Annotated in this window: 32 protein-coding genes; 21 read left to right on the top strand and 11 right to left on the bottom strand. The window is 55.7% G+C overall.

Annotated features, from left to right (window positions below; genetic code table 11):
* The first annotated feature begins 43 nt into the window (after nucleotides 1–43).
* Nucleotides 44–280, top strand: a complete 237-nt coding sequence (locus ACWB12_RS00485) for a GlsB/YeaQ/YmgE family stress response membrane protein (protein ID WP_479528091.1) — start codon at nucleotides 44–46, stop codon at nucleotides 278–280.
* Nucleotides 281–283: 3 nt separating this feature from the next.
* Here ACWB12_RS00485 and rnhA read toward each other — a convergent pair whose 3' ends face one another.
* From rnhA to ACWB12_RS00465, 4 genes are all read right to left on the bottom strand, one after another.
* The gene (gene rnhA, locus ACWB12_RS00480) at nucleotides 284–739 is read right to left on the bottom strand and encodes a ribonuclease HI (protein ID WP_479528090.1); all 456 of its coding nucleotides are present in this window, start codon (nucleotides 737–739) and stop codon (nucleotides 284–286) included.
* On the bottom strand, nucleotides 732–1325 hold the full coding sequence (locus tag ACWB12_RS00475; protein ID WP_479528089.1) for a class I SAM-dependent methyltransferase: 594 nt from the start codon (nucleotides 1323–1325) through the stop codon (nucleotides 732–734). Before ACWB12_RS00475 ends, rnhA begins: the two co-directional genes overlap by 8 nt.
* Nucleotides 1322–2272 (bottom strand): 4-hydroxy-3-methylbut-2-enyl diphosphate reductase, encoded by a 951-nt coding sequence (gene ispH, locus ACWB12_RS00470; protein WP_479528088.1) that lies wholly within the window; start codon nucleotides 2270–2272, stop codon nucleotides 1322–1324. The genes ACWB12_RS00475 and ispH overlap by 4 nt, the downstream gene beginning before the upstream one ends.
* Before the next feature lie 109 nt (nucleotides 2273–2381).
* The gene (locus ACWB12_RS00465; RefSeq protein ID WP_479528087.1) at nucleotides 2382–2954 is read right to left on the bottom strand and encodes a LabA-like NYN domain-containing protein; all 573 of its coding nucleotides are present in this window, start codon (nucleotides 2952–2954) and stop codon (nucleotides 2382–2384) included.
* A gap of 103 nt (nucleotides 2955–3057) precedes the next feature.
* Between ACWB12_RS00465 and folK the strand changes: the two genes are divergently transcribed.
* The 11 genes from folK (at nucleotide 3058) to ACWB12_RS00410 (ending at nucleotide 11486) form a co-directional block, all read left to right on the top strand.
* Nucleotides 3058–3645, top strand: a complete 588-nt coding sequence (gene folK, locus ACWB12_RS00460; RefSeq protein WP_479528086.1) for a 2-amino-4-hydroxy-6-hydroxymethyldihydropteridine diphosphokinase — start codon at nucleotides 3058–3060, stop codon at nucleotides 3643–3645.
* A 75-nt stretch (nucleotides 3646–3720) separates the two neighbouring features.
* Nucleotides 3721–4074 carry a DNA-directed RNA polymerase subunit omega gene (rpoZ, locus tag ACWB12_RS00455; RefSeq protein ID WP_479528085.1) on the top strand — a complete coding sequence of 118 codons (354 nt, stop codon included), beginning with the start codon at nucleotides 3721–3723 and terminating at the stop codon, nucleotides 4072–4074.
* A 35-nt stretch (nucleotides 4075–4109) separates the two neighbouring features.
* Nucleotides 4110–6239 carry a RelA/SpoT family protein gene (locus ACWB12_RS00450; protein ID WP_479528084.1) on the top strand — a complete coding sequence of 710 codons (2130 nt, stop codon included), beginning with the start codon at nucleotides 4110–4112 and terminating at the stop codon, nucleotides 6237–6239.
* A gap of 27 nt (nucleotides 6240–6266) precedes the next feature.
* A complete protein-coding gene (locus tag ACWB12_RS00445) occupies nucleotides 6267–6920 on the top strand; it encodes a DUF2062 domain-containing protein (RefSeq protein ID WP_479528083.1) in 654 nt (217 codons plus the stop codon).
* Nucleotides 6921–6959: 39 nt separating this feature from the next.
* Nucleotides 6960–7727: a pyridoxine 5'-phosphate synthase gene (locus ACWB12_RS00440; RefSeq protein ID WP_479528082.1), complete on the top strand. Its 768-nt coding sequence runs from the start codon at nucleotides 6960–6962 to the stop codon at nucleotides 7725–7727.
* On the top strand, nucleotides 7720–8325 hold the full coding sequence (locus ACWB12_RS00435; protein ID WP_479528081.1) for a LysE family translocator: 606 nt from the start codon (nucleotides 7720–7722) through the stop codon (nucleotides 8323–8325). Before ACWB12_RS00440 ends, ACWB12_RS00435 begins: the two co-directional genes overlap by 8 nt.
* Nucleotides 8322–8723, top strand: a complete 402-nt coding sequence (acpS, locus tag ACWB12_RS00430; protein WP_479528080.1) for a holo-ACP synthase — start codon at nucleotides 8322–8324, stop codon at nucleotides 8721–8723. Before ACWB12_RS00435 ends, acpS begins: the two co-directional genes overlap by 4 nt.
* Nucleotides 8724–8786: 63 nt before the next feature.
* Nucleotides 8787–9569 (top strand): signal peptidase I, encoded by a 783-nt coding sequence (lepB, locus tag ACWB12_RS00425; protein WP_479528079.1) that lies wholly within the window; start codon nucleotides 8787–8789, stop codon nucleotides 9567–9569.
* Nucleotides 9566–10252, top strand: a complete 687-nt coding sequence (gene rnc / locus ACWB12_RS00420) for a ribonuclease III (RefSeq protein ID WP_479528078.1) — start codon at nucleotides 9566–9568, stop codon at nucleotides 10250–10252. Before lepB ends, rnc begins: the two co-directional genes overlap by 4 nt.
* The gene (gene era, locus ACWB12_RS00415) at nucleotides 10249–11160 is read left to right on the top strand and encodes a GTPase Era (RefSeq protein ID WP_479528077.1); all 912 of its coding nucleotides are present in this window, start codon (nucleotides 10249–10251) and stop codon (nucleotides 11158–11160) included. The genes rnc and era overlap by 4 nt, the downstream gene beginning before the upstream one ends.
* Nucleotides 11157–11486: a DUF1491 family protein gene (locus tag ACWB12_RS00410; RefSeq protein WP_479528076.1), complete on the top strand. Its 330-nt coding sequence runs from the start codon at nucleotides 11157–11159 to the stop codon at nucleotides 11484–11486. The genes era and ACWB12_RS00410 overlap by 4 nt, the downstream gene beginning before the upstream one ends.
* A 6-nt stretch (nucleotides 11487–11492) precedes the next feature.
* Here ACWB12_RS00410 and ACWB12_RS00405 read toward each other — a convergent pair whose 3' ends face one another.
* Nucleotides 11493–12131 carry a glutathione S-transferase family protein gene (locus tag ACWB12_RS00405; RefSeq protein ID WP_479528075.1) on the bottom strand — a complete coding sequence of 213 codons (639 nt, stop codon included), beginning with the start codon at nucleotides 12129–12131 and terminating at the stop codon, nucleotides 11493–11495.
* 130 nt (nucleotides 12132–12261) lie between these two features.
* Between ACWB12_RS00405 and ACWB12_RS00400 the strand changes: the two genes are divergently transcribed.
* Both ACWB12_RS00400 and recO read left to right on the top strand, forming a co-directional pair.
* On the top strand, nucleotides 12262–13173 hold the full coding sequence (locus ACWB12_RS00400) for an AraC family transcriptional regulator (RefSeq protein WP_479528074.1): 912 nt from the start codon (nucleotides 12262–12264) through the stop codon (nucleotides 13171–13173).
* Between the two features lie 13 nt (nucleotides 13174–13186).
* The gene (gene recO, locus ACWB12_RS00395; protein ID WP_479528073.1) at nucleotides 13187–13912 is read left to right on the top strand and encodes a DNA repair protein RecO; all 726 of its coding nucleotides are present in this window, start codon (nucleotides 13187–13189) and stop codon (nucleotides 13910–13912) included.
* Here recO and ACWB12_RS00390 read toward each other — a convergent pair.
* Complete coding sequence (locus ACWB12_RS00390; RefSeq protein WP_479528072.1) at nucleotides 13909–14301, bottom strand: META domain-containing protein; 393 nt, start codon at nucleotides 14299–14301, stop codon at nucleotides 13909–13911. The genes recO and ACWB12_RS00390 overlap by 4 nt on opposite strands.
* A 79-nt stretch (nucleotides 14302–14380) precedes the next feature.
* On the opposite strand from ACWB12_RS00390, the gene ACWB12_RS00385 reads away from it, so the two are divergent.
* Nucleotides 14381–15082 (top strand): alpha/beta fold hydrolase, encoded by a 702-nt coding sequence (locus ACWB12_RS00385; protein WP_479528071.1) that lies wholly within the window; start codon nucleotides 14381–14383, stop codon nucleotides 15080–15082.
* Here the strand turns inward: ACWB12_RS00385 and ACWB12_RS00380 are convergent.
* Nucleotides 15072–15551: a hypothetical protein gene (locus ACWB12_RS00380; protein ID WP_479528070.1), complete on the bottom strand. Its 480-nt coding sequence runs from the start codon at nucleotides 15549–15551 to the stop codon at nucleotides 15072–15074. The genes ACWB12_RS00385 and ACWB12_RS00380 overlap by 11 nt on opposite strands.
* Nucleotides 15552–15621: 70 nt before the next feature.
* Nucleotides 15622–17253 (bottom strand): acyl-CoA dehydrogenase family protein, encoded by a 1632-nt coding sequence (locus tag ACWB12_RS00375; protein WP_479528069.1) that lies wholly within the window; start codon nucleotides 17251–17253, stop codon nucleotides 15622–15624.
* 176 nt (nucleotides 17254–17429) lie between these two features.
* Here ACWB12_RS00375 and ACWB12_RS00370 point away from each other — a divergent pair, with 176 nt between their 5' ends.
* Nucleotides 17430–18185, top strand: coding sequence for a sulfite exporter TauE/SafE family protein (locus ACWB12_RS00370; protein ID WP_479528131.1), 756 nt, complete (start codon nucleotides 17430–17432; stop codon nucleotides 18183–18185).
* A 25-nt stretch (nucleotides 18186–18210) separates the two neighbouring features.
* Here the strand turns inward: ACWB12_RS00370 and ACWB12_RS00365 are convergent, their stop codons facing one another.
* Together ACWB12_RS00365 and greA are read right to left on the bottom strand one after the other, a co-directional pair.
* Nucleotides 18211–19239: a hypothetical protein gene (locus tag ACWB12_RS00365; protein ID WP_479528068.1), complete on the bottom strand. Its 1029-nt coding sequence runs from the start codon at nucleotides 19237–19239 to the stop codon at nucleotides 18211–18213.
* Nucleotides 19240–19263: 24 nt separating this feature from the next.
* Nucleotides 19264–19734, bottom strand: a complete 471-nt coding sequence (gene greA / locus ACWB12_RS00360; RefSeq protein ID WP_479528067.1) for a transcription elongation factor GreA — start codon at nucleotides 19732–19734, stop codon at nucleotides 19264–19266.
* A 243-nt stretch (nucleotides 19735–19977) separates the two neighbouring features.
* Here greA and ACWB12_RS00355 point away from each other — a divergent pair, with 243 nt between their 5' ends.
* The 3 genes from ACWB12_RS00355 (at nucleotide 19978) to ACWB12_RS00345 (ending at nucleotide 24262) form a co-directional block, all read left to right on the top strand.
* Entirely contained in the window at nucleotides 19978–21630 is a 1653-nt protein-coding gene (locus ACWB12_RS00355) for an electron transfer flavoprotein-ubiquinone oxidoreductase (RefSeq protein ID WP_479528130.1), read from the top strand.
* A 108-nt stretch (nucleotides 21631–21738) separates the two neighbouring features.
* Nucleotides 21739–23448 (top strand): tetratricopeptide repeat protein, encoded by a 1710-nt coding sequence (locus tag ACWB12_RS00350; protein ID WP_479528066.1) that lies wholly within the window; start codon nucleotides 21739–21741, stop codon nucleotides 23446–23448.
* A complete protein-coding gene (locus ACWB12_RS00345; RefSeq protein WP_479528065.1) occupies nucleotides 23438–24262 on the top strand; it encodes a 4-(cytidine 5'-diphospho)-2-C-methyl-D-erythritol kinase in 825 nt (274 codons plus the stop codon). Before ACWB12_RS00350 ends, ACWB12_RS00345 begins: the two co-directional genes overlap by 11 nt.
* Here ACWB12_RS00345 and ACWB12_RS00340 read toward each other — a convergent pair.
* Nucleotides 24255–25253, bottom strand: a complete 999-nt coding sequence (locus ACWB12_RS00340) for a polyprenyl synthetase family protein (RefSeq protein ID WP_479528064.1) — start codon at nucleotides 25251–25253, stop codon at nucleotides 24255–24257. The genes ACWB12_RS00345 and ACWB12_RS00340 overlap by 8 nt on opposite strands.
* Nucleotides 25254–25309: 56 nt before the next feature.
* On the opposite strand from ACWB12_RS00340, the gene ACWB12_RS00335 reads away from it, so the two are divergent.
* Complete coding sequence (locus ACWB12_RS00335) at nucleotides 25310–25531, top strand: putative signal transducing protein (protein ID WP_479528063.1); 222 nt, start codon at nucleotides 25310–25312, stop codon at nucleotides 25529–25531.
* Nucleotides 25531–26215 (top strand): tRNA1(Val) (adenine(37)-N6)-methyltransferase (locus ACWB12_RS00330; protein ID WP_479528062.1); only part of this gene is annotated, 685 nt, incomplete at its 3' end. The genes ACWB12_RS00335 and ACWB12_RS00330, both read left to right, overlap by 1 nt.

The following is a 26215-nucleotide window of genomic DNA, read 5'->3' as shown; positions in this document are numbered from 1 at the left end:
CCGTAAGGCTTGATGAGCCGCTTAGACAACCTATATTAATCCTATGCCAGTGATATTTCTGATCATAGTCGGTGCCGCTGCGGGGTTTTTGGCCACGCGGGTGATGCATGTGAAAACGGATGTTGTGACCACGGTTGCCATCGGTATCTTCGGGGCGTTGATTGGCGGGTTGATCCTGCGGTTCATTCTGTTGCTGACGGGGATTGCTTTCGGGTTTGTCGGGGCGGTTCTGGGGGCGATGCTGCTGATCTGGGCGTATCGCACATATATCCAGAAATAGGGTCTAATCTACCTTAAAGGGCTCCATTCCACGTCGCGCCAATTCATCCGCGCGTTCATTTTCCGGATGGCCTGCGTGACCTTTCACCCATTCCCAAGCCACATGATGACGGGCCTGTGCCTCGTCAATGCGCTGCCACAGCTCGACATTCTTTACCGGCTTTTTGTTAGCGGTGCGCCAGCCGTTGCGCTTCCAGCCGTGAATCCATGTGGTCACACCGTTTTTCACATACGCACTGTCGGTGATGATGGTCAGGGTCGAGGGGCGCTCCAGCGCTTCTAGCGCATTGATAGCCCCCAGCAGCTCCATGCGGTTGTTGGTAGTGTGACCTTCGCCACCGCACAGCTCGCGCTCCTTCAAAACTGTATCGCCATCGCGTGCGATCATCAGCGCACCCCAGCCGCCAGGGCCAGGATTGCCCGAACAGGCGCCATCGGTATAGACAAATAATTCAGGCATGGGCCGCCACCGTGATCCAGTCGGCCAGCACCCCGTCAAGGCCGGGGCTGTTGCCATATTCACAGTGATCAATCTTGAAGCCGGCAGTCATAAGATGGCCCAATAAATCGTCCTCTTGATAATAAGTATACATGCGATCAATGGTGTCTCGGGCAGCATTAGAGCCTAATTTCATGCCAATATGGAATAATGCATCCGGTTTGCAAGCACTGTGCAGGGCGGCGAGGTGTTTGGGGAAATCGGTGCGGGACGCGTGCAGCAGGCTGAAGTTGGCCCAGATACCATCGTATACCGCAACGCCGGAAATGTCGTCGAAACTGGCATGGCGGGCGGTGACACCATCATATTGATCGGCCAATTTTACCATTTCCATTGAGGCATCTACAGCGTCAACCGTGCAGCCTTGCTCGGCCATATAAGCGGCATACAGACCTGGGCCACAACCGAGGTCGAGCACATGCCCACCTTTGGGCATGGCATCACAAAAGGCAACCAACCCGTCATAGCCATCTAGATCTTTGGTCAGGCGAGAATAGTCGGCGGCGCGGGCGTCGTAGACTTCGATGGTTTTGGCGTCGACGCTCATACGGGCATCCGCAGCACGCGCGGCACTTTGAATTCGACGTTTTCCTGCGCTGTTTCGATGGTTTCAACCGTCACGTCATAGCGGGCGCGAAAAGCATCGATCACCTCGTTGACCAATACCTCGGGGGCCGAGGCACCAGCGGCCAAACCCAGCGTTTTTATCCCGTCCAGCGCGCGCCAATCGATGCCTTTGGCGCGCTGCACCAGTTGCGAATATTCGCACCCTGCCGCCGCGCCAACTTCGACCAGACGTTTGGTATTTGACGAATTGGGCGCACCGATCACCAAAATGGCGTCGGATTTTGGGGCGATTTTCTTGACCGCTTCTTGGCGGTTGGTGGTGGCGTAGCAGATGTCTTCTTTGTGTGGGCCGATGATGCTGGGGAACCGTGATTGCAACGCGGAAACGATGCCAGCCGTGTCGTCAATCGACAGGGTTGTCTGGGTTATATAGGCCAACCTGTCAGGGTCGTGCACGTTCAGCGTGGCAACATCACTAACGGTTTCAACCAACAGCACTTCGCCTTCAGGCAATTGTCCCATAGTACCCACAGTTTCAGGGTGTCCAGCGTGACCGATCATCACCATTTGCAAGCCGTTTTCATTGTGACGCTCGGCCTCGATATGCACCTTGCTGACCAACGGGCATGTGGCATCGACATAGATCATATTGCGCAATTTCGCCGCATTAGGCACTGATTTTGGCACCCCGTGAGCCGAAAAAATCACCGGCCGGTCGGTGGGGCAATCATCCAGTTCCTCGACAAACACCGCCCCCTTGTCACGCAGACCATCAACCACGAATTTGTTATGCACGATTTCATGGCGCACATAGACGGGTGCGCCCCATTTCTCGATCGCCATTTCGACGACTTTGATGGCGCGCACGACGCCAGCGCAAAACCCGCGCGGGGCGGCAAGATAAAGGGTTAGTGGTGGTTTGGTCATATCGGCCCTGTTCAGTTGACTTAGAAATAAGGTCAATGCGGGGCGGCGTCCAGCCCCATTGCCAGCCCATTGAAAGTAAAAAGCCGAAGCGTTTGCCCCGGCTTTTTATTTATTCGTCAGCGTCATCTACCCTTGCCGGTGCGGGCATAGGCTCGCGTGGTGGGCGTCCGATCACTTCGCGCAGATCGTCAAGTTCGATGAAATTATCCACTTGGCGGCGCAGATCATCCGAAATCATCGGCGGTTGCGAACGGATCGTTGAAACAACAGAAACACGCACGCCCTGACGTTGCAGGCTTTCGACCAAGGGGCGGAAATCGCCATCCCCCGAGAAGATAACCATGTGGTCAACATGCGGCGCCAATTCCAGCGCATTGACGGCCAGTTCGATATCCATGTTGCCCTTAACCTTACGGCGGCCCATCGAATCAGTGTATTCCTTGGCGGGTTTTGTCACCATGGAATAGCCGTTGTAATGCAGCCAATCCACCAGCGGGCGGATCGGAGAATAGTCGTCATTTTCCAGCAAGGCGGTATAATAAAACGCCCGCAACAGTTTGCCGCGACGCATAAATTCGCTCCGAAGCAGTTTATAATCAATGTCAAACCCAAGCGATTTTGCAGCCGCATACAGATTTGATCCATCGATGAACAGCGCAAGCCGTTCGTCTTTGTAGAACATCAAATTTTCCTTCCGGTAGGCGGTTTCGACTTCGTTTCCGTGAGTGAGTGTGGTTACTGATAAAATATGCGAAACCTAGAATGATTTTAAGGATTTGTTACAAATGTTGCAACCCACAACGACCCCACGTCACCCCGTATCGGCAATAATTGGCCTCGGGGCGAATTTATCGTCTGATCATGGTCCCTTAATCAAAACCTTGCAGGCTGCATTGGATATGTTGGTGGGTGATGGCGTTGAAATTCAAGCTGTTAGCCGGTTTTACAGCACGCCTTGTTTCCCTGCAGGGGCGGGGCCGGATTATGTGAATGCGGCGGCGTTGCTGCGGGTGGATGTGTCGGCGACGGACCTTTTGTCGCGGCTTCATAAGATCGAAGAGACAATGGGCCGTGAGCGGATTGAACGGTGGGGGCAGCGGGTTCTGGACCTTGACTTGTTGGCATTCGGGGACGAAATAGCCCCTGATCTTGAGGTGTTTTTACACTGGCGAGATTTGCCAATACCGAAACAATCAACGGTCGCACCAGAGCAGCTGGTTTTACCACATCCGCGCCTTCAGGACCGCGCGTTTGTTCTGGTGCCAATGGCTGATATTGCGCCGGAATGGGTGCATCCGGTGACGGGGCGCAGTACGCGCCAGATGCTGGGTGATCTGGACGCAGACGATGTTGCGCAAATCATGCCGCTTTAGGGATTGTCATCATAGGCTAAAGCCCCTAAATAGACGTCTTCGTATTGCACACAAATCGAGATCAGGAGTCGCCCTATGGCCCGCGTTACCGTTGAAGATTGCGTTGATAAGGTTCCAAACCGTTTTGAGCTGGTTATGCTGGCGTCCCACCGTGCGCGTGAAATCGCGGCAGGTGATGCGATTACAGTTGAACGTGATAACGATAAAAACCCAGTTGTAGCCCTGCGCGAAATCGCGGACGAGACACAATCAGCCGATGATCTGCGCGAACGGATGATCGAAAGCCAGCAAACCCAGATCGAGGTGGACGAGCCCGAAGAGGATGCGATGGCATTGCTGATGGGCGCCGAAGCCGACAAGCCAGCAGAAGACGATATGTCAGAAGAAAAACTGCTGCGGGCATTGATGGAAGCGCAAGGGCAGCCATAACGCCCCTGCCAACACGCTGAAGGGCGCGAACGCGGATGCCGGAAAAGATCACTGTTGATGACCTGATCGCGCTGGTTCGCAGTTATAACCCTAATACTAACGAAACTCTGATCCGCACGGCCTTTGCCTATGGTGCTAAAATGCACGATGGCCAATTCCGCCATTCGGGCGAGCCGTATTTCACCCATCCGGTGGCTGTCGCGGCCATTCTGACCCAGCAGCGGCTGGATGACGCAACGATCATCACCGCCCTGTTGCACGACACCATCGAAGACACCAAGTCCACCTACACCGAGGTGTCCGAGATGTTCGGCGATGAAATCGCCGAGTTGGTCGACGGGGTGACCAAGCTGACCAATCTGCAGTTGTCCTCGACCCAGACCAAACAAGCCGAAAATTTCCGCAAGCTGTTTATGGCGATGTCCAAGGATTTGCGCGTTATTCTGGTAAAGCTATCCGACCGTTTGCACAATATGCGCACGATCAAATCCATGCGCCCCGATAAGCAAGTGCAAAAGGCCCGCGAAACCATGGACATCTATGCGCCGCTTGCGGGTCGCATGGGGATGCAATGGATGCGCGAAGAGCTGGAGGACCTGGCCTTTTCCGTGTTGAATCTCGAGGCGCGCAATTCAATCATGCGCCGTTTCATCACCCTGCAAAAAGAGACCGGTGATGTAATCAAAAAGATCACCGATGATATCCGGCTGGAGCTGGACAAGGTTGAGATCAAGGCCGATGTTTTTGGGCGTGCTAAAAAACCCTATTCGATCTGGCGCAAGATGGAAGAAAAGGGGCAAGGGTTTTCGCGGCTGTCCGATATCTACGGCTTTCGGGTGATTACAGATAACGAATGCGATTGTTACCGTGTTTTGGGCGCGATCCATCAACGGTGGCGCGCTGTGCCGGGCCGGTTCAAGGATTATATCAGTCAGCCAAAATCCAATGGGTATCGCTCTATCCACACAACCGTTTCAGGGCGTGATGGCAAACGGGTCGAGGTGCAAATCCGCACCCGCCAGATGCATGATGTGGCAGAATCCGGCGTGGCCGCGCATTGGTCGTATCGGGACGGGGTGCGGGCCAATAATCCGTTTGCGGTTGATCCGGCCAGCTGGGTTTCGGGGCTGACAGAACGTCTGGATTCAGCGGAAGGCCACGATGAATTTCTGGAACATGTGAAACTGGAAATGTATTCGGATCAGGTGTTCTGTTTCACCCCAAAAGGCGAGGTTGTGAAACTGCCGCGCGGGGCGACGCCGCTGGATTTCGCTTATGCGATTCACACACGGATTGGAGATGCTTGTGTCGGCGCACGGGTTGATGGCATTCGCGTGCCGCTGTGGACGCGGGTCAAAAATGGCCAATCAGTTGAAATCATGACCGCCGAGGGCCAGCGCCCGCAAGCCACATGGATCGACATTGCCGTCACCGGCAAGGCAAAATCGGCGATCCGGCGCTCCTTGCGCTCAGAGGACCGCGAGAGGTTTATCAAATTGGGGCGCGAACTGGCTCGCGTGGCGTTCGAACATATCGGCAAGAAAGCGACCGACAAGGCATTAACCACCGCCGCTAAAACTATGGGCCTGTCCAGCATGAACGAATTGCTGGCCCGATTGGGCAGCGCTGAAACAAACGCCCGTGATGTGGTCGAGGGGCTATACCCCGAACTGGCTGCAAGCACTGGTGACGAGATCGAGCTGACCCGCGCAATTGTCGGGCTGGAAAAGGGTCAAACGTTTGAACGTGCCGCCTGTTGCCAGCCAGTGCCGGGCGAGCGGATTGTTGGCATCAGTTACCGCGGCAAAGGCGTTGTGGTGCATGCCATCGATTGCCCCGTTCTGTCGGATTTCGAGGACCAAAACCAGCGCTGGGTTGATCTGCATTGGCACAGCGGCAAACATCCGGCGGCCCACGCGGTGACCCTGCGCATTACCATCAGCAATGACGCCGGTGTGCTGGGACGAATTTGCACATTGATCGGCGAGCAAAAGGCGAATATCGCAGATTTGTTATTTCTGGACCGGAAACCGGATTTTTACCGAATTCTGATTGATGTGGACTTGAGGGATGTCGAGCATATGCATACGGTGATGACGGCACTGGAAGCAGACAGTGATGTGGCTGCGTTGGAACGGTATCGGGATCCAGCCCGCAAGCCCTAGCTGGCTGTTTAGTAAAGGACGACTTGTTTGGTTTTCAAACGCCGCGATAAACGCTCATTTCTACGGGTGCTTTGGGAATTGATTTACCCCAAAGGCGGCTGGACGCGTGCGTTTCATTACGTCAAGCATCGTGTGCGCCGTTTGCCCGATCCGCCGCATCGTATTGCGCGTGGTGTTTTTGCCGGTGTGATGACCAGTTTTACACCGTTGTTCGGCTTTCACTTTATCACTGCCGCACTGATCGCCAAGGCAATGCAGGGCAATATCATTGCTGCCATTATGGCAACGTTTTTCGGTAATCCGATTACTTTTCCGTTTATTGCGGCCAGCAGTCTGAAACTGGGTCACTGGATTTTGGGAACCACATTCGACGAGAATAGCAAACATTATCTGATGAGCAGTTTTGGCGGCGCATGGAGTGATCTAAAGCACAACTTTGCAGCGATGTTTACAGACGCGACAGCGGACTGGGGGCGTCTGAACATTTTTTATGACGAGGTGTTTTTGCCCTATCTGGTTGGTGGTCTAATTCTGGGGCCAATCGCGGGGATCATTTGCTATTATTTAAGTGTGCCGGTGATCACCGTCTATAAAAACCGCCGCAAAGGTCGCCTAAAGGCCAAGCTGGCCGAAATTCGTGAGAAGAAAGCCGCAAAGAAAGCTGACGAAGCTGATGAATAGGTCTAGGCTTTTGTGAATGACGCTAAAAAGGATGCTGTGATGGGCGACAAACCGCAAAAATTGTTGGGCAAGCTGCGGCTTGGGATTAACATTGATCACGTGGCAACAGTGCGCAATGCGCGGGGTGGCTCGTACCCTGATCCGGTGCGGGCGGCAAAGTTGGCCGAGGAAGCCGGCGCCGACGGAATTACGGCGCATCTGCGCGAGGATCGGCGCCATATTTCGGACGCCGATATTGACGGGCTGATGGAGCATCTTTCGGTGCCGCTGAATTTCGAGATGGCGGCCACCGATGAAATGCAGGCGATTGCCCTGCGCCACAAGCCCCACGCGGTCTGCATCGTGCCGGAAAAGCGCGAGGAGTTGACCACCGAGGGCGGGCTGGATGTGGCACGGGATGAAAACCGTCTGACGCATTTCATAGCGCCGATCCGCGAGGCGGGGTGTCGGGTGTCGCTGTTTGTGGCCGCCGACATGCGCCAGATAGATGCGGCGTCCAAGATTGAGGCCAACATAGTCGAGCTGCACGCCGGACCCTACTGTGACGCGTTTTCCGAGGGGCATTTCGATGTGGCTGATGCCGAACTGGTCAAGCTGCGCGAGATGTCGACCTATGCGCATGGGTTGGGTCTTGAGGTGCACGCGGGCCACGGGATCACCTATGACACGGTGAAACCGATTGCCCAATTCCCCGAAGTGTTGGAGCTGAACATCGGCCATTTCCTGATTGGCGAATCGATCTTCATGGGGTTGCAGCCCGCGATCCAGAAGATGCGCGAACTGATGGATGAGGCGCGGGATGTCTGATGTCTGGATTGCATGGCTGGCCTTTGCCGTTCTTGCGGCCAGTCCGGGCCCATCCATCATGGCCATCATGGGAACGTCACTTTCCTATGGGCGCGGCGCAGGTATCCGATTTGCTGCCGGTGTTGTAACAGGTTCAGTAATCTGGGGTATATTGTCAGCATTAGGCACGGCGATGCTGTTAAGTCAGGCGGCATGGATGCTGACAGGTCTTAAAATTGCGGGCGGCTGTTACTTTCTTTGGCTGGCTTATAAGGCAGGGCGATCAGCATATCACAACACGCCTGTGTATGAAGGCAAGATAGATAAGCGTCGTGTCTACTGTGCAGGGCTAGCGCTGCATCTGACCAACCCGAAAGCAGTCTTTAGCTGGACCACAATTGTGGTTTTGGGGATGCCTGTGGGTGCCCCTGCACATAACACGTTTTTCATTTTGGCGGGCTGTGCGGTATTGGCCATTGTTATCAACTTTGGCTATGCGGTGGTTTTTTCCAATCAACAAATTGTAGGCGCATACCGCAAGGTAAAGCGCTGGGTCGATGGCACGCTAGCGATTCTGTTTACCCTTGCGGGGTTGCGTTTGCTAACGTGGCGCATATGATCCTCGGCATCGGCACGGACCTTGCGAATATCGACCGCATCGCGGGCACGCTGGAGCGGTTTGGTGACCGGTTTCGCAATCGTGTGTTCACCGAAATTGAACAACGAAAAGCCGAACGTCGCCGCGATGTGGCGGGCACCTATGCCAAACGCTGGGCCGCCAAAGAGGCCTGTTCCAAGGCGCTGGGCACTGGTCTGCGCATGGGGATCAGTTGGCGGGATATGGCCGTTAGCAATCTGGAAACGGGGCAACCCGTGATGGCGGTGACGGGCTGGGCCAAAGAACGACTGGATGATATGACACCGCAAGGCCACGAGGCCATTATTCATGTGACCCTGACCGATGATCACCCGTGGGCGCAGGCCTTTGTGGTGATAGAAGCGCACCCCAAAACTTGACTCTCGCCCCCCCGCATATCATGTAGCCCTACAACACATAACCGAGCAGGAATATTCAGGATCATGGCAAGCAAAGCAGAGAAGCCGGACGGCATCTGGGAACTTATCAAAACAGTGTTTTGGGCACTGATCATCGCAGGTGTTTTCCGCACCCTGTTTTTTCAACCATTCTGGATTCCGTCGGGGTCAATGAAAGATACATTGCTGATCGGTGACTTCCTGTTCGTCAATAAAATGGCCTATGGCTATTCCAGATATTCCTGCCCGCTTTCCGCCTGTCCATTTTCTGGCCGTATCATGGGGTCCGAACCGGAGCGCGGCGATGTGGTGGTGTTCCGCCACCCCGTAAACGGTCAGGATTTCATTAAGCGTTTGATCGGTCTGCCCGGTGACAAGGTGCAGATGATAGATGGTGTGCTGCATATCAATGGGGATGCCGTAAAGCTGGAGCCAGCTGGCGTATTCGAGGAATTATATGAGAAGCAAGGCCCGCAGGGTAGTTTCCCGCGTTGTGAAGCCACGACGGGAACGGGCGGGATTTGCCCTAAATCACGAATGACTGAAACGCTGCCAAATGGTGTGGCGCACAGCATTCTGAATATTACAGACCAGCCAAAGGACCATACGGGAATTTACACTGTGCCCGAAGGCAAATTTTTCTTTATGGGCGATAACCGCGATAATTCTACCGACAGCCGGTTTGATCCGAATGCGGGCGGGGTTGGCTATGTGCCGTTTGAAAACATCATTGGCCGTGCGGACCGGATTATGTTTTCGTCTGCCGGCCGGTCGTTGTTCTATTTCTGGACATGGCGGTCTGATCGTTTCTTTAAGGCGGTCGAGTGAAGCTCTCGTCAGAACTAAAGGCCTTTGCGGGCCGGATTGGTTATACATTTACGCGGCCCGAGCTTTTGCATCGGGCCGTTACCCATTCGTCGATGTCGTCGCCTACTCGTGATGATAACCAGCGGCTGGAATTTTTGGGCGACCGCGTGCTGGGCCTTGTGATGGCCGAGGCGTTGTTTTTGGCCGATGCGTCTGCAACCGAAGGCCAGATGGCGCCGCGCTTTAATGCATTGGTGCGCAAAGAAGCCTGCGCCGATGTGGCGCGGGAATTTGATTTGGGCGCAGTGTTGAAGCTGGGCCGCTCCGAGATGTTATCAGGTGGGCGGCGCAAGGAAGCGCTGCTGGCTGACGCGATGGAGGCAGTCATTTCGGCGGTCTATCTGGATGGCGGGTTTGAGGCGGCCAAGGCGCTGGTTTTACGTCTGTGGGGCCAGCGGGTATCGGCGGTAGATGCGGATGCGCGCGATGCGAAAACCGCGTTGCAGGAATGGGCGCAAGCGCGCAAACTGGCCCCGCCTACCTATGTGGAAACGGGGCGCAGCGGGCCGGACCATGCGCCGGTGTTCACCATCGAGGTGCGGTTGGACAATGGTGCGGTTGAAACTGCCACAGCAAATTCAAAACGACAGGCCGAACAGGCCGCGGCCAAGGTTCTGTTGGCCCGATTGGAGAATGAAGAATGACTGACACACGCGCCGGATTTGTGGCCCTAATAGGCGAGCCGAACGCTGGGAAATCCACGTTGTTGAACCGGATGGTCGGGGCCAAGGTTTCCATCGTGACACATAAGGTGCAAACAACCCGCGCCCGCATTCGCGGTGTGGCGATGGAGGGGAATGCGCAGCTGATTTTCGTTGACACGCCGGGCATTTTTGCACCGCGTCGCCGACTGGATCGGGCGATGGTCGCGGCGGCCTGGAGCGGGGCGGCGGATGCTGATCTGGTGGTGCTGTTGATCGAGGCACATCGCGGCGTGACCGAGGGTGTGAAGGTTATCATTGGCGCGCTGAGCGAGCGGGCAGGTGGGCGACCTGTGGCGCTGGCGATCAACAAGATCGACAAGGTCAAAGCAGACAAATTGCTCGCTTTGAGCCAAGAATTGAACACTTTGTACAATTTCAACGAAACTTTCATGATCTCGGCTGAAAAGGGCCACGGGGTGGATGATCTGCGCAAATGGCTGGCCGATCAGGTTCCGGCGGGTCCGTGGTTATACCCCGAAGACCAGATCGCCGATTTACCGCTGCGGATGATCGCCGCCGAAATGACCCGCGAGAAACTGACGCTGCGTCTACATCAGGAATTACCCTACCAGTTGACGGTCGAAACTGAAAACTGGGAAGACCGCAAGGATGGGTCGGTCAAGATTGACCAGTTGATTTACGTGATGCGTGACGGGCACAAGGGGATTTTGCTGGGCCATAAGGGCGAGACAATCAAGGCGGTTGGCAAAGCCTCGCGCGAGGAGTTGGAAGAGTTTCTGGGCCGCCGTGTGCATCTGTTCCTGCAAGTCAAAGTGCGCCCCAATTGGTTGAACGAGGCCGAACGGTATTCCGAGATGGGGCTGAACTTCAAGGATGGTAACACATGATACGGTTAACATCTGAATTTTGGGTTCAGGCCTATATGCATCGTCTGGATCTGGAAAATATTCCCGCCTTTGTAACCACCAAAGGCGATTTGACCGCAGGTGCCGTATTGATTAAAGTGAACACGCTGGATGGCGATGCGCAGGCGTTCGAGCGCTCATTCGATTTGCAAACCGGCCAGCGCGCATGGATCGGCATGGCGGTGGGCTGCGAGGCCGAGGTGGATATGGCGATCCAGCGACAAAAGTCGTTCGACCCCGATGTTTGGGTGATCGAGGTCGAAGACAAGCAAGGGCGGCATTTGCTGGATGAACCCGGTTTGAGTTAGCCTCTCTTAGGCAAAGCGGCGTTCAGGAAGCGGATTGGTCGGCGTAGCGGCCAACCCTTTGATGACCCCTTTACGGGATGCCATCCGATCACACCATGCAACAAGGTTTTCGCAGTTGGCCGGCACAAAATCAGATCGGCGGGCAAACACATACCAGCCATAAAAACTGATATCGGCAATCGTAATCGCATCACCCATCAGGCAGTTGCACCCTGACAACAGGCTGTCCATCAGATCGTCAATGATCGCGCCTTGTTCTTCGTAGTGTGAAATTGCGTATGGGATATGTTCTGGCCCAAACATCGAAAAGCGCGCCCGCTGTCCAAACATTGGCCCCTGTAGGGAGGCTTGCAGGAACATTAGCTGGCCCAGTTCATGGTCGGGTGCGTTGGCCGGGGCGCGTAGTTTGCCGGATTTATTGGCCAAATACATCAGGATTGCGTTGGACTCGTAAATAGTATCGCCTGTGTCGGAATCCTGTATGACGGGGATTTTGCCAGCCGGGTTTAATGCCTTGAATTTGGGTGTCAGGGTTTCGCCTGCGAAAATGTCTATAAGTTTCACTTCATAGGGTAGTTTCATTTCCTCAAGCGCGATTGCAATCTTGACGCCGTTTGGGGTTCCGTGAGTGTAAAGGGTAATCATTGCTGTCTCCTGTTTGGTCATTCGGGTCGCCAATATACCGCACGGTTTAAGATTTAGAATGACTGCAAGTGCGCTTCTGTTGATCAAAAATCTCATTATTGATATGAAGTGATGGAAACAGAAGGTATTTATGGACGTTGTCTCGGATGTTTTGCGCATTACACAAATGGGCAATACTATTATGTCGCGGGCGCAGTTTGTGGCGCCTTGGGGGATCGCGGTTGATCAAACCACAAAGATTGCGGTTCATGCTGTGCAACGCGGAGTTTGCTGGTTGGGGATGGATGGTCTCAGGCCGATTTTGCTGGCAGAGGGGGATATCGTTCTGGTTGCGCATGGAGCGCCACATTCATTGTCGGATTCCCCTGATACCTTGTTATCATCTTGGGAACACACGCTATCGGAATGCAGTGTCATGGAAGGCACAGACATTAAAGGTCGAGCAGTCGCGCAATTGCTCTGTGCCAAGTACCGGTTTGGATTGCCAACAACACATCCGTTATTCACCCAACTTCCAACCCTTATCCATCTCAAGGCTGCCGATGCAGTTCGAAACCCGCAGTTGCAACTGCTGGTGCAGCTTATGAAGGCAGAGGTTGACGAGGCGGGGGATGGCACTGATCTGGTTATCCCGTGGCTGGTTGACAGTTTACTTGTTTTCATATTGCGCAGTTGGCTTGAAGCCGAGCCAGGAATTTCATCAAGCTGGTTTGCTGCGACACGGAACAAGGCAGTCGCGGCAGCTCTTTCGGCAATACATGCGGCACCCGAGAAGGATTGGTCGCTTGAGGAGTTGGCAGAGACATCTGGCCAGAGCCGTGCAACCTTTGCCCGCCAGTTTGCGGCGCTTGTTGGCGAAACGCCTATGGCTTATCTGTACCAGTGGCGTTTGTGCATTGCTGCAAAAACCATTCGCGAGGGGAATGATACAATTGAATCTATTGCCTATACTTCCGGATATAATAGTGCGGCCGCATTTTCGCGGGCTTTCAAACGACAGTACGGGTTTTCGCCAGTTGCGATTAGACAGTTGGTTAGCTGATTGGGTGATTTGAATGGAGTGGCGTGATCAGGGTGTTTTACTACAGGTGCGCAAGCACGGTGAAAACGCGGCTATCATCGAAGTATTCACCTCTGAGCACGGGCGGCACGCGGGCGTGGTGCGTGGTGCGACATCGCGCAAGATGACGCCGGTTTTGCAGCCCGGGGCACAGCTGGATGTGACATGGCGCGCGCGGCTTGAGGATCATTTGGGCAGCTATACGGTCGAACCCATGCGCAGTCGCGCGGCGGCGGTGATGTCGGACCGTTTGACATTGGCAGCGCTGAATTCTGTTTGCGCATTGCTGGCGTTTACCCTGCCCGAACGCGAGGCGCACCCTGAGTTATATCAACGATCTGTCACTCTGTTTGATTTGTTGGGCAACACGGATGGCTGGCCACTGGCCTATTTGCGTTGGGAGTTGGCGCTTCTGGAAGATTTGGGGTTCGGGCTGGATTTACGGACCTGTGTGGTGAATGGCAGCCGTGATGATCTGGCCTATGTGTCGCCAAAATCGGGCCGCGCGGTCAGTGCCGAAGGGGCCGGCGAATGGGCGGACCGGTTACTGCCGTTGCCGCTGTGTTTGTTGGGGCAGGGGCCGGCGCCGGACAATGAAATTAACGACGGGCTACGGATGACAGGACATTTCCTGACCCATTGGTTGGCCCATTCACTGGGAAACAAGCCGTTACCTGCAGCGCGGCAGCGGTTTGTCGACGCCTATTTACGCCATTCCTAGGGGCCGGTGGTAAACACCATTTCACGGCCATCGTCGCTGGTCAGGATCATTGTGTTCCCAAGGGTTTCGGCAAGTGCCATTGCCGCGAGGGCGTCAAAGAACTGCTGCTCTGCGGCCAGATCGGGACAGGCCATCTTAGTGGATATGATCGGGCCGAGTTTGAACCAGGGCAGCGGTGCGGTTTGTGTGCTGGCGTAGGTGTTGCAGGGCGCTTGGCCCGTGACTTTGCCTTTTGAAGGGAAGGCGATTGTGGCGCGGGCAGTGAAGGGTTTGCCGTCAAATTCCACCAGCGTCCATGACGATCCCGCATCGGTGTAGCCTGAAATCGATTCATCAAGTTTACATGCGGTCAGGGTCAAAGGGATCAGGAAGGCAAATACTATACGCATGAGGTATCCTTATTGAGAACTGGTTGTTTGGTGAAGATATACATATGATGCGAGATGTAAAATTACGATAGGTCTTGTGATGTCCAATACCCCACTTGTGATGATCCCCGGTCTGGCCTGCACTGCGGCGCTGTTTGCCGACCAGGTGGCCGTGTTAGGGCGGGACCGCGAGGTGATTATCGGGGACCATATGTTGTATGATAACATGGCAGAAATAGCGGCGCATATACTGGCAAGTGTGCCGGAACGGTTTGCCTTGGCGGGACTTTCGATGGGCGGATACATCAGTCTGGAAATCATGCGTCAAGCACCGGAACGGGTAGAGCGGCTGGCGTTGCTAGACACATCTGCTCGCGCCGATACGGTAGATAAAACCACGCTGCGCCGCGAGGCGTTGGGGCTGGTGGCGGCGGGCAAGTATATGGCGGTGTGCCGCTCGACACTGGATTTGAGTATTGCCGGATCGCGCCACGGGGATGCTGCGTTGAAAGCGGCGATCATTGATATGGCAGTTGATACCGGACCGGAGGTTTGGGCAATGCAGACCCGTGCGATTATCGGGCGGGCGGATTCGGTCCCGATGCTAGGTTCGATTACTTGCCCGACGTTGGTCGTGGTCGGAGACGAGGACCAGTTAACGCCGCCTGAATGGGCCCATGAAATGGCCGAGGGGATTACCGGCGCGCAGTTGGAGATGATTGCCGATTGCGGGCATATGTCGAGCATGGAGCGGCCCGATGTCATCACCGGACTGCTCCTGAATTGGTTGGCTAGTTCGTAGGTTCTTCCGCGATAATCTTGTATCCAGCATGGCAACTGGTACAGTTTTTCAAAAGCGTGCCAACGCCAGTCATCGTGATACTTGCATCCCCGATGTCTTCGGCATTCATTGCCAGATCGTCGAACAGGCTGTGGGTGGAAAACCCGAGAGTTTTGAATTCCAGCGGTAGTTTTCCCATCAGGGCGACGGGCACCTCGTTTGTGCTGGCAGAGCCAACCGAACGGGCAACCGTGGCGATGGTGGCCATGTCGTCATTTCCGGCCGCTTCGGTGATTTCTTGAATTGCCTCAAGGAACCCGCGCATTTCGGCCAGCAACAGTTGGCGCTCGCCTTCGGTTACGACAATTGCGGTGCGGCCATCTTCGCTGGCAACGGTATTACCGCGCAGCAGAAACATATACCCCATAGCGAGGATGACAGCGAGGAATACGAGATTTATCAGCCAGGGAAGTTTACAGGATTTCGTCATTTGGGGCGCCTTTTTATAAGTTATAGCGCTATAGCCTAGACGGTAACCGGTGCCGCGTCAACTTGGCACATCACCCAAGTAGGCGGCGTGCAATCACGGTGGCCTGAATTTCGGCAGCACCCTCAAAGATGCTCAAAATACGCGCATCACACAGGATGCGGCTGATCTGGTATTCCAGTGCAAAGCCGTTGCCGCCGTGGATTTGCAACGCGTTGTCGGCGGCCGCCCAAGCCACCCGCGCGCCCAGCAGTTTGGCCATGCCTGCCTCAAGGTCGCAGCGCTGGTCGTGGTCCTTTTCCCATGCCGCAAAATAGGCCATTTGGCGGGCGATCATGATTTCCACGGCCATCATCGCCAGCTTGCCTGACACACGCGGGAAATTGATCAGGGATTTGCCGAATTGCTTGCGGTCCTGCGCATATTGCATCCCGACCTCCAGCGCGTTTTGCGCCACGCCAATGGCACGCGCAGCGGTCTGGATGCGGGCGGATTCAAACGTTTGCATCAGCTGTTTAAAGCCTTGGCCCTCAACCCCGCCCAGCAGGTTCTCGCCCTTGACCTTAAAGCCGTCAAACGCCAGTTCGTATTCCTTCATACCGCGATAGCCCAGCACCTCGATTTCGCCGCCGCTCATTCCCTCGGTGGGGAAGGGTGTGTCGTCAGTGCCGGGGGTCTTTTCGGCCAGAAACATCGACAGGCCTTTGTAGTTATCGGTGTCCGGATCGGTGCGGGCCAGCAGAGTCATTACATGGGTGCGGGCCGCGTGGGTGATCCATGTTTTGTTACCGGTGATGGTGAAGTCATCGCCATCTTTAACGGCACGGGTTTTCAGTGCGCCAAGGTCCGAGCCAGTGTTTGGTTCAGTGAACACGGCGGTGGGCAGGATTTCACCGCTGGCGATTTTGGGCAGCCAGTGCTGTTTCTGGTCCTCGGTGCCGCCGCACAGGATCAGTTCAGCGGCGATCTCGGAGCGTGTGCCAAGCGAGCCAACGCCGATATAGCCGCGCGACAATTCTTCGGACACAACACACATCGAGGCTTTGGATAGACCAAAGCCACCGTATTCTTCAGGGATGGTCAGGCCAAAGACGCCCATTTCGGCCATCTCGGTGATGATCTCCATCGGAATCAGCTGATCCTGAAGGTGCCAGTCATGCGCGTTGGGCGCGACGCGATCATCGGCAAAGCGGCGGAACTGGTCGCGGATCATTTCCAACTCGTCATCCAGACCGGTTGCGCCGAAGGTGGCGTGGCCGGCGTTGTCCTGCATCAGAGCGACAAGACGGGTGCGGGCGGTGGTTGTATTACCCTCTGCGATCAGGCTCGCAATTTCGGGGATGTCGGGCATGGTGACGCCTAAATCAGCAAGCCGTGCGATCTCGCCTTGGGACATCGGGATGCCGCCTGCGATTTGGGCCAGATATTCGCCAAAGGCGATTTGCAGGATCAACTGTTCCATCGGACCGAATTTGCGGTCGCTGTTCAACCGTTCCGCCCAAGCGTGCATCTGGCGCAGGGCCATTGCGTAGGTGGCGAGCCACGACAAGGCGTGGGATGCGTCCTGAAAGGTTTCCAGTTTTACTGACGAGACACGCCCGTTTTCGGTGACGTCGTCACGCAGTTTGGCGGTGGTCTGTTCCAGCAGGGTGTCGATGGCGCCAACAGCGGGTTTGGTCAGGGCCAGAATGTCGGAAACGTGCATGGTTGCTGTCCTTATAGATGTCAGGATCGACATAGGCGCAATGGGATGGGCGCGCAACAAAAATACGCGTGGCGTAGGGATTTTGAACAAATATGGCGCGCAGGAATTTCCCGTGCACTATCGGGGCAAAGCGATTATAGGCAAAAAGAGCGCGAAAGGAAGACGGCTTGGGCGAAATTGAAGCGATATTCGGGCTAAGCCCGACATATTTTGCGGTGGCATTTAGCGTGACCCTTGTGGCCGGTTTCGTAAAGGGTGCGGTGGGGTTTGCGATGCCGATGATTATGATCTCGGTTCTGGGATCGTTCCTGCCGCTAGAGGTGGCGCTGGCGGCGTTGATCGGGCCGACGTTGGCCACAAATATCTGGCAAGCGATGCGCCAAGGGGTGGGCAACGCGGTGCAATCGGTGCTGAAGTTCAAGCGGTTCCTGCTGATCGGTTTGGTGTTTTTGGTGATCAGTGCGCAGCTGGTTCGTGTGTTGCCGAGCGAGGTGTTGTTTTTGCTGATTGGCGCGCCGGTGGTACTGTTTGCGGCGGCGCAGTTGTTCGGCTGGCAACCGCGGTTTACAGGCGGGTTGGCCGAGGGGATACTGGCGGCCATTGCCGGATTTTGCGGCGGGCTGTCCGGTGTGTGGGGGCCGCCGACGGTGGCGTATCTAACGGCAATTAACACGCCCAAGGCCGAACATGTCCGGGTTCAAGGGGTGATTTACGGGCTGGGGGCTGTGGCATTGTTGGCGGCGCATATCCAGTCCGGTGTGGTGCGCAGCGAGACCGTGCCACTGTCGCTGGCGATGCTGTTGCCTGCGGGGTTGGGAATGGTCGTTGGACTGCGACTGCACGACAGGATGGATCAGCAGCGGTTCCGGCATGTTACGTTGATTGTGTTGGTAGTCGCGGGGTTGAATTTAATCCGGCGCGGGGTGATGTGAGGCATTGTTGTATAGGGTTTTGGCCCTAGTCAAACGTGCCGGTTACACGGCCAAGCAACATAAATGCGCGGGCGGTACGGGTATCGGAGAGGGCAACGATTTCCTGATCGCTTGCACCGGCTTCAAATTCGACAAATGTTTTGTCAAACTGGCGCAGGAAATGGTGCACGGCATCGCGGAAAATCGGATCCTGTTTCATACGGCCAGACGTTAGTGCAAGGCTGGATCGGTCGCGAACACCCCCTAGGGCGGCGATGCTGCGGCCACGATCACCTTGGGCGAATTTGCGCCAGATTTCAGGGCGTGACCGGTCAGGTTGCAGATCATCCATATAGATGCCTTCCTGACTAAGCAGGGTCAGAACATCTTGTGCCGCCTGAATCAGACGGGCCACGCTTCTGTCCTGAAGGGCACGGCGCAGGGCGGAGAAACCTTCGCGGTCATCGGCGGTTTCGGGGAAATTGAGGGCGCGAACAAAATCGCTGATCGAAACGGGCGGCGCGATGTCTTCGGCGGTGGTGCCAAGGGCAAGGCTGGTTTGTTTATCCATATTATCCGGAACACTGGAGGAAATCGCCGGTTTGGTGTTCGCAGACTGTTCGCCAGTGCGCTCGCGGGTGGATGAGAACGTGGCAATGGCGGATTCGGTTTGCTTTTGGGCGGCGGCGATTTCGTCCAGCTTTTTCTCGACCGATGGTTTTACCCCCAGATTTCCGGATTGGGCCTGCGTTACATAGGTGTGGCGCATGGCGTCGATTGCGGACTGGAGGCGTTCGGATTCTGTGCGCATTATCCGCGCCGACCGCGCCGCAGCGGCACCAACCCAGATCACGGCAATGGGCAGGAATATCGCAAGCAGTTTCATCACAAAGACGATTGGATCAAGTTGGACCGCACCATCGCCCTTTGGGGCAAAGGTAAAAAACATGATCACGCCAAATATCCACAGAACACTAAGCGCCAGCGCGATGATTTCGGCCGCAGTAATCCCGCCGCTGCCTTTGCGACTGTAAATTCCAAGGTCAATCGGTTTATCTGCTTTGTTGTCGCTCATCCGTCCAGACCGGTTTTCCTGTCCTTATTTGTAAGTGATGTTCAGAATTTCATAGGCTTTTTCTCCACCCGGGGTTTTCACCTCGATGCTGTCGCCTTCTTCTTTGCCAATCAGGGCGCGGGCCAGTGGTGATCGCAGATTAAGCAAACCACGCTCAAGGTTTGCTTCCGGCTCGCCGACAATCTGATAGGTTTTTTCCGCATCTGTGTCCTCGTCCACCAAATGGACTGTGGCGCCAAACTTGATGGTGCCCGATAATGTGGAGGGGTCGATTACATCGGCCAGTGACAGGATCGCTTCCAGCTCTTTCACCCGTCCCTCGATAAAGCTCTGCTTTTCGCGGGCGGCATGGTATTCGGCGTTTTCCGAAAGGTCACCATGCGCGCGCGCCTCGGCAATGGCGCGGATCACGGTGGGGCGTTCCTCGGACTTGAGGGTTTTTAATTCTTTTTCAAGCGCGGTATGCCCCGCGCGGGTCAGTAGTATCTTTTCCATATCGGCCCTGATTATTGTAGTGGGTTAGGCAACACCTGTCCGTTAATTCAATCCAGACAACGAAAGTCAATAGATGTGCGCCTAATATGGGGGAATCAGGCGGATAAATGGCGAATAATGTCGCTAAGATATAATCTGTCGTCGGGTCGTGATTGACCCGCGTGCCCTGTCTCGGGTAGCTATTTCATGAAAGAATTTAAGCACAGGTACGGCAATGCTGTCCTGTTTACGGAGCAAGAGCATATGGCCGAGATTGAACGCGAAGCGATGGACTATGATGTGGTGATTGTGGGCGCGGGGCCTGCGGGCCTTTCGGCGGCGATCAGGCTGAAACAACTGGACGCGGACATTCAGGTTGTTGTGCTGGAAAAAGGCTCCGAAGTGGGGGCGCATATACTGTCGGGTGCAGTGTTGGACCCTTCGGGGCTGAACGCGTTGCTGCCAGATTGGGAAAATATGGGTGCGCCGATCAATGTGCCGGTGAAACGCGACAATTTCTATATGCTGGGCGAGGCGGGCAAAATTCGCATTCCCACCACGCCGATGCCGCCATTGATGAGCAACCACGGCTGCTACATCGTTTCAATGGCCAACGTGTGTCGCTGGATGGCCGAGCAGGCCGAGGCGCTGGGCGTAGAGATTTTCCCCGGCATGGCGTGCTCCGAACTGGTTTATGGTGACAACGGCGAAGTTACCGGTGTGGTTGCCGGCGAGTTTGGCAAAAATGCCGATGGCACCCCGTCGGATGCCTATGAGCCGGGCATGGTGCTGAACGGGAAATATGTGTTCCTGTCCGAGGGCGTGCGCGGCAGTCTGTCAAAAGAAGTTATCGACAAATACGATCTGGGCGCGGATGCGGATGTGGCCAAGTTCGGGCTGGGGATGAAGGAAATCTGGGAAATTGACCCCGACAAGCACCGTGAGGGCACTGTGACCCACACGATGGGCTGGCCTTTGGGTAAGAAGGCTGGTGGTGGATCATTCATCTACCATATTGATAATAATCAGGTTTATATCGGGTTTGTGGTGCATCTAAACTATAAAAATCCGTACCTTTCGCCCTATCAGGAATTCCAGCGATTCAAGCATCACCCGATGGTGGCGGAACTGCTGAAAGGTGGCAAACGCGTGGCTTACGGCGCGCGGGCGATCACCGAGGGTGGTTGGCAATCCCTGCCCAAAGTGGCTTTCCCCGGCGGTGCTTTGCTGGGCTGTTCTGCCGGATTGGTGAATGTGCCGCGGATCAAGGGCAATCATAACGCGATGCTGTCGGGCATGGCTGCGGCCGAGGCGGCGATTGCTGCGATCAAGGAGGGGCGTTCGGGCGACGAGTTGAGCGCCTATGAGGCTGATCTAAAGTCCGGCCCCGTGGCCAAAGATTTGAAACGGGTGCGTAATGTGAAACCGATCTGGTCCAAGCTGGGGATGATACCATCCTTGATATTGGGCGGGTTTGACATGTGGGTGGCCAACATCACCGGCTGGAACCCGCTGGGCACATGGAAACATGGCAAATCGGACGCAGCTGCGACCGGCGAGGCGGCCAATTACACGCCGATCTATTATCCCAAAGCCGACGGCACCCTGTCATTTGACCGTCTGACCAGCGTCAGTTTTTCGGCCACCAATCACGAGGAAAGCCAGCCGTGCCATCTGCATCTGGCTGATCCGTCAATCCCGATTTCGGTGAATTTACCGAAATTTGCCGAACCCGCACAGCGCTATTGCCCTGCCGGTGTTTACGAAGTGATCGAGGAAGAGGGCAAAGAACCACGCTTCCAGATCAACTTCCAGAACTGTGTGCATTGCAAAACCTGTGACATCAAAGACCCGAGCCAGAACATCACATGGGTCACGCCGCAAGGCGGTGATGGGCCGAATTACCCGAATATGTAACGGATTTGTCAGAATGAGGGGCGGTGAATTGACTGCCCCTCATTGATTTGGGGCGCTCAAGCGATTATCTTTGACCGGAATTGTTCTGAACCAAAGGTCTGACCACCCGTGCCCATATCTCCTCGCCGTTCAATCGCCGCCCTTGCGCTGGGCATTGTCACCGCTTTGCCTGCGTCATTCGCAACCGCCGAAGGCCTGTCAGGTGCTTATCTGGCCGCGCGTCACGCCAGCTATGCCAGCGACTATAAGGCAGGGGCGGAATATTACACCAAAGCGCTGATCCGTGATCCGTCAAATGTTTCGCTGATGGAAAATGCGCTGATGTCGTTTGTCGGCCTTGGTGAAATGACACGCGCCGTTCCTGTGGCGCGGAAAATGGCGGCGGATGGTGCAGTCAGCCAGATTTCGCGGATGGTTCTGGTGGCTGATTTGGCCAAGAATGAAGATTTTGACGCAATTATCGCCATGTTCGATAAGGGCGAGACAATCGGCCCGCTGGTTGACGGGCTGGTGTCGGCATGGGCCGAGGTCGGACGCGGGAAAATGGCCGATGCCCTGACCAAATTTGATGCGGTATCCGAGGAAAAGGGAACGCGGGCCTTTGGGTTATATCACAAGGCCTTGGCGCTGGCCTCGGTCGGGGACTTTGAGGGCGCGGACCGGATCCTGTCGGGAGATGAAGACGGGCCATTGCGGGCCACAGTGGGCGGCGTTTTGGCCCATGCAGAAATACTGAGCCAACTGGAGCGCAACGAGGATGCGCTTGAGTTGCTGGAAAAGGTTTTCAAGAATGAAACAGACCCGCGGATTACTAAACTCCGCGCTGATCTTGCGGCAGGAGCCAAGCTGGATTTCACCAGAGGGGTAACAGCGGCAGGCGGGATGGCCGAGGTGTTTTACACTGTTGCCGGTGCCTTGAACGGCGAAACCGATGATAATTATACGCTGGTTTACGCCCGCATGGCCGAATTTCTGGACCCGACACACATTGATGCAATCCTGATGGGCGCGGGACTGTTGGAAAGCCTGGAACAGTACGATTTGGCGACACAAGCTTACAACCGTGTTCCGCGCGACAGCCCGTCATTCCATGCCGCCGAATTGGGCCGCGCCGATGCGTTACGCAATGCGGGCAAGGAAGAGGCCGCAATCGAGGTGCTGGAGCAATTGGCCAAGAGCCACGGCGATTTGCCATCGGTTCATTCGGCATTGGGCGATGCCCTGCGCCAGATGGAGCGTTATGGCGAGGCTGCCGAGGCTTATGGCAACGCGTTGGCGCTGTCAGGCGAGCCGACTGCGGATGACTGGTTCTTGTATTACGCCCGCGGAATTAGTTTTGAGCGCACAGACAATTGGGAAAAGGCCAATGCAGATTTTCGCATGGCGCTAAAGCTTAACCCGAAGCAGCCGCAGGTTTTGAACTATCTCGGCTATTCGCTGCTAGAAAAAAACATCAAGCTGGATGAAGCATTGCAGATGATCGAGCAGGCCGTTTCAGCCGTGCCCAATGATGGCTACATCACCGATTCACTGGGCTGGGCACTGTATCGTCTGCGCCGGTTTGAAGAAGCAGTTCAATATATGGAACGCGCCGCTGAATTGACGCCGGTTGACCCGATTGTATCGGATCATCTGGGGGATGCCTTGTGGGCGGTCGGGCGCAAGACCGAGGCGAAATTCCAATGGCGTCGCGCCATGTCATTTGAGCCAGAAGAGGTGGATGCCGTCCGTATCCGTCGTAAGCTTGAGGTGGGTCTGGATACCGTTCTAAAAGAAGAAGGTGCCGCCCCGCTTCCGGTGTTGGCGAATGACGGTTAGGGTTTTTGCGCCCGCCAAGATAAATCTGACGCTACATGTGACGGGCCGGCGGGGTGACGGATATCACCTGCTGGACTCTCTGGTGGTGTTTGCCGACATTGGTGATCAGTTGACGGTTGCTGATGGTAGGGGACTGAAGCTGGATATTTCCGGTCCCGAGGCAGTTGGGGTTCCGGTGAATGGCAATTCCATATTGCAGGCGGCACGGTTCATCGGGTGCGATAATTTGAACTTCAATCTGGATAAAAACCTGCCAACCGCAGCCGGTATTGGTGGCGGAACCGCCGATGCGGCGGCGGCCTTGCGCGGTATTGCCCAGTTGCGTGGCCTTAAAGCGCCCCAAGATGTGGCCGCATTGGGGGCGGATGTGCCGGTTTGCATGCGGGGGCGGGCGACACGGATGTCGGGCATTGGCGAGGTGTTGCAAGATGTGCCGGATTTTCCAGGGCTCTGGGCCGTATTGGTAAACCCGCGTGTGGCGGTGGAAACACCTGCGGTTTTCACAGCGCTGGAGCATCGTTATAACGCGGCGATGCCAGTGAATATTCCCGAATTTTCTACAGCCCGCGAGATGGCTGGCTGGTTGGCAAAGCAGCGCAATGATTTGCAGCCCGCCGCGATCGAAATTCAGCCTGTGATTGGCGAGGTTCTGGCGCGGTTGCGTGCAGTGCAGGGTCAGATTCTGGTGCGGATGTCGGGGTCCGGTGCGACTTGTTTTGCGCTGTTTGACAACGCAAATGCTGCACGGGCTGCGGCGGGTGATATTGCAACAAAGCGGATCGGTTGGTGGGTCAAAAGCACCGCTCTCAGTTAATTCGCGCCACCACGTAATCAGCAATATCATTTAGCATTTCACGGATTGGATCATCGGGCAGAACCGACAGCGCGGCCTTGGCCTTGTCGGCCCATTCAAGAGCGATATTGCGGGTGTCATCCAGCGCACCATGTTTTTTCAACAGCCTCAAGACATGCTCAAGATCGCCGTCTTCCTGTTTGCCCTTCTCGATCGTGCGCACCCAAAACGCGCGCTCCTCAACGTTCGCTTTGGCAATCGCTTTGATCAGCGGCAGCGTTAATTTGCGTTCGCGGAAATCATCGCCGGTGTTTTTGCCAATCGCATCGCCACCTGCAAAATCCAGCAAGTCATCGACAATCTGAAAGCTGATCCCCAGCGCGTCACCATAGGTATTGAGCGCCTTGATCTGATCAGCGGGCGCATCTGCGATGACCCCGCCAACTTCGCATGCCGCCGCAAACAGCGCCGCAGTTTTGCCGCGCACCACTTGCAGGTAGATGTCCTCGGATGTGGACAGATCCTGTGCGGCGGTTAGTTGCAGCACTTCGCCCTCGGCAATGGTGGCCGAGGCGTTGGCGAGGATATCCAGAACCGTGAGCGAGCCGGTTTCGACCATCAACTGGAAACTGCGGGAAAACAGATAATCGCCGACCAGAACACTGGATTTATTATCCCACAGCAGGTTCGCGGTGGGGCGTCCACGGCGCTGCCCGCTTTCGTCCACCACATCATCGTGCAGCAGGGTGGCGGTATGGATAAATTCAACCGTGGCGGCCAGATGGATATGGTAGGGGCCATCGTAGCCACACAAACGTGCCGCCGCCAACGTTAGCATCGGACGCAGGCGCTTGCCGCCAGCCTCGACCAGATGCGCTGTGACTTCGGGGATGCGCGGCGCGTGTTTTGACGCCATGCGATCACGGATCAGCGTGTTCACATCCGCCATTTCGGCGGCCAGATGCGCGCTTAGGCGTTCGTGCGGTTTATCAACGGCGTGGTCCAGTCCCATCACTCTCTCGTTAGTTGGCTCGACAAACCGGCTGGTTTGCCCTTATGTGATTTCCTATGAAAGAACTCCTTCGCACCACCGACATTACGGCCATCATATTTGCCAAAGCGATCCTTCAAGGCGAGGGTATAGACTGCTTTGAAATGGACGTAAATATGAGTGTGCTTGAGGGCGGCATCGGAATTTTCCCGCGTCGGTTAATGGTGCGCCAAAAAGACCTGTTTTTGGCCCGCGCGATGATGCGTGATAATAACATTACCTACGAGGAACGCGACTGATGCGGTTTGCGGCGGACGAGTTGAGCCAGGATTTGTTTTTGGGCGGGGCGCTGGAAATTTTGCAACCAAAGGCAGGGTATCGTGCCGGAGTTGACCCCGTTTTGATGGCTGCAACGGTACCGGTGATTGCGGGGGATACCGTGCTAGAACTGGGCTGTGGTGCCGGTGTGGCGAGCCTGTGTCTGGCAACGCGGGCGAAAAATGTGGCGCTGTGCGGGGTTGAATTGCAAGCCGCATACGCGGATTTGGCAGGGCGCAATGCGGATGCGAACGGAATTCGGATGGAGGTGCATTGCGCGGATTTGCGCGATCTGCCGGATGCGGTTTTACAGCGGAGTTTTGACCATGTGATCGCCAATCCGCCGTATTATTTACGCAACGCGGGAATGGCGGCAACCGATGCGGGGCGTGATGCGGCGTTGATCGAGGACACGCCATTGGCCGACTGGGTTGAGATTGCAACGCGGCGTTTGAAACCAAAGGGGTATCTGACAGTGATACAGGATGCCGAGCGTTTGCCAGCGTTATTGGCGGCAATTGACGAAAGGTTGGGCTGCATCAAGGTATTGCCGCTTGCCCCGCGCATTGGTCGCCCGGCGCATCTGGTTATTTTGCAGGCTCGCAAGGGTGGCCGCGCCGCGTTTCGTCTGCTGGCCCCCACAGTGATGCACGAGGGCGCTGCGC

The sequence above is a fragment of the Profundibacter sp. genome (genome assembly GCF_056498605.1).
The sequence above is the reverse complement of the archived record's forward strand: the minus strand, read 5'-3'. Positions and strand labels throughout refer to the sequence as shown.

Bases quoted from the DNA above. Each gene is read 5' to 3' on its own strand.
- ACWB12_RS00485 (WP_479528091.1), top strand. From the start codon at position 44: ATGCCAGTGATATTTCTGATCATAGTCGGTGCCGCTGCGGGGTTTTTG.
- rnhA (WP_479528090.1), bottom strand. From the start codon at position 739: ATGCCTGAATTATTTGTCTATACCGATGGCGCCTGTTCGGGCAATCCT.
- ACWB12_RS00475 (WP_479528089.1), bottom strand. From the start codon at position 1,325: ATGAGCGTCGACGCCAAAACCATCGAAGTCTACGACGCCCGCGCCGCC.
- ispH (WP_479528088.1), bottom strand. From the start codon at position 2,272: ATGACCAAACCACCACTAACCCTTTATCTTGCCGCCCCGCGCGGGTTT.
- ACWB12_RS00465 (WP_479528087.1), bottom strand. From the start codon at position 2,954: ATGTTCTACAAAGACGAACGGCTTGCGCTGTTCATCGATGGATCAAAT.
- folK (WP_479528086.1), top strand. From the start codon at position 3,058: ATGTTGCAACCCACAACGACCCCACGTCACCCCGTATCGGCAATAATT.
- rpoZ (WP_479528085.1), top strand. From the start codon at position 3,721: ATGGCCCGCGTTACCGTTGAAGATTGCGTTGATAAGGTTCCAAACCGT.
- ACWB12_RS00450 (WP_479528084.1), top strand. From the start codon at position 4,110: ATGCCGGAAAAGATCACTGTTGATGACCTGATCGCGCTGGTTCGCAGT.
- ACWB12_RS00440 (WP_479528082.1), top strand. From the start codon at position 6,960: ATGGGCGACAAACCGCAAAAATTGTTGGGCAAGCTGCGGCTTGGGATT.
- ACWB12_RS00435 (WP_479528081.1), top strand. From the start codon at position 7,720: ATGTCTGATGTCTGGATTGCATGGCTGGCCTTTGCCGTTCTTGCGGCC.
- acpS (WP_479528080.1), top strand. From the start codon at position 8,322: ATGATCCTCGGCATCGGCACGGACCTTGCGAATATCGACCGCATCGCG.
- lepB (WP_479528079.1), top strand. From the start codon at position 8,787: ATGGCAAGCAAAGCAGAGAAGCCGGACGGCATCTGGGAACTTATCAAA.
- era (WP_479528077.1), top strand. From the start codon at position 10,249: ATGACTGACACACGCGCCGGATTTGTGGCCCTAATAGGCGAGCCGAAC.
- ACWB12_RS00410 (WP_479528076.1), top strand. From the start codon at position 11,157: ATGATACGGTTAACATCTGAATTTTGGGTTCAGGCCTATATGCATCGT.
- ACWB12_RS00405 (WP_479528075.1), bottom strand. From the start codon at position 12,131: ATGATTACCCTTTACACTCACGGAACCCCAAACGGCGTCAAGATTGCA.
- ACWB12_RS00400 (WP_479528074.1), top strand. From the start codon at position 12,262: ATGGACGTTGTCTCGGATGTTTTGCGCATTACACAAATGGGCAATACT.
- recO (WP_479528073.1), top strand. From the start codon at position 13,187: ATGGAGTGGCGTGATCAGGGTGTTTTACTACAGGTGCGCAAGCACGGT.
- ACWB12_RS00390 (WP_479528072.1), bottom strand. From the start codon at position 14,301: ATGCGTATAGTATTTGCCTTCCTGATCCCTTTGACCCTGACCGCATGT.
- ACWB12_RS00385 (WP_479528071.1), top strand. From the start codon at position 14,381: ATGTCCAATACCCCACTTGTGATGATCCCCGGTCTGGCCTGCACTGCG.
- ACWB12_RS00380 (WP_479528070.1), bottom strand. From the start codon at position 15,551: ATGACGAAATCCTGTAAACTTCCCTGGCTGATAAATCTCGTATTCCTC.
- ACWB12_RS00375 (WP_479528069.1), bottom strand. From the start codon at position 17,253: ATGCACGTTTCCGACATTCTGGCCCTGACCAAACCCGCTGTTGGCGCC.
- ACWB12_RS00365 (WP_479528068.1), bottom strand. From the start codon at position 19,239: ATGAGCGACAACAAAGCAGATAAACCGATTGACCTTGGAATTTACAGT.
- greA (WP_479528067.1), bottom strand. From the start codon at position 19,734: ATGGAAAAGATACTACTGACCCGCGCGGGGCATACCGCGCTTGAAAAA.
- ACWB12_RS00355 (WP_479528130.1), top strand. From the start codon at position 19,978: ATGGCCGAGATTGAACGCGAAGCGATGGACTATGATGTGGTGATTGTG.
- ACWB12_RS00345 (WP_479528065.1), top strand. From the start codon at position 23,438: ATGACGGTTAGGGTTTTTGCGCCCGCCAAGATAAATCTGACGCTACAT.
- ACWB12_RS00340 (WP_479528064.1), bottom strand. From the start codon at position 25,253: ATGGGACTGGACCACGCCGTTGATAAACCGCACGAACGCCTAAGCGCG.
- ACWB12_RS00335 (WP_479528063.1), top strand. From the start codon at position 25,310: ATGAAAGAACTCCTTCGCACCACCGACATTACGGCCATCATATTTGCC.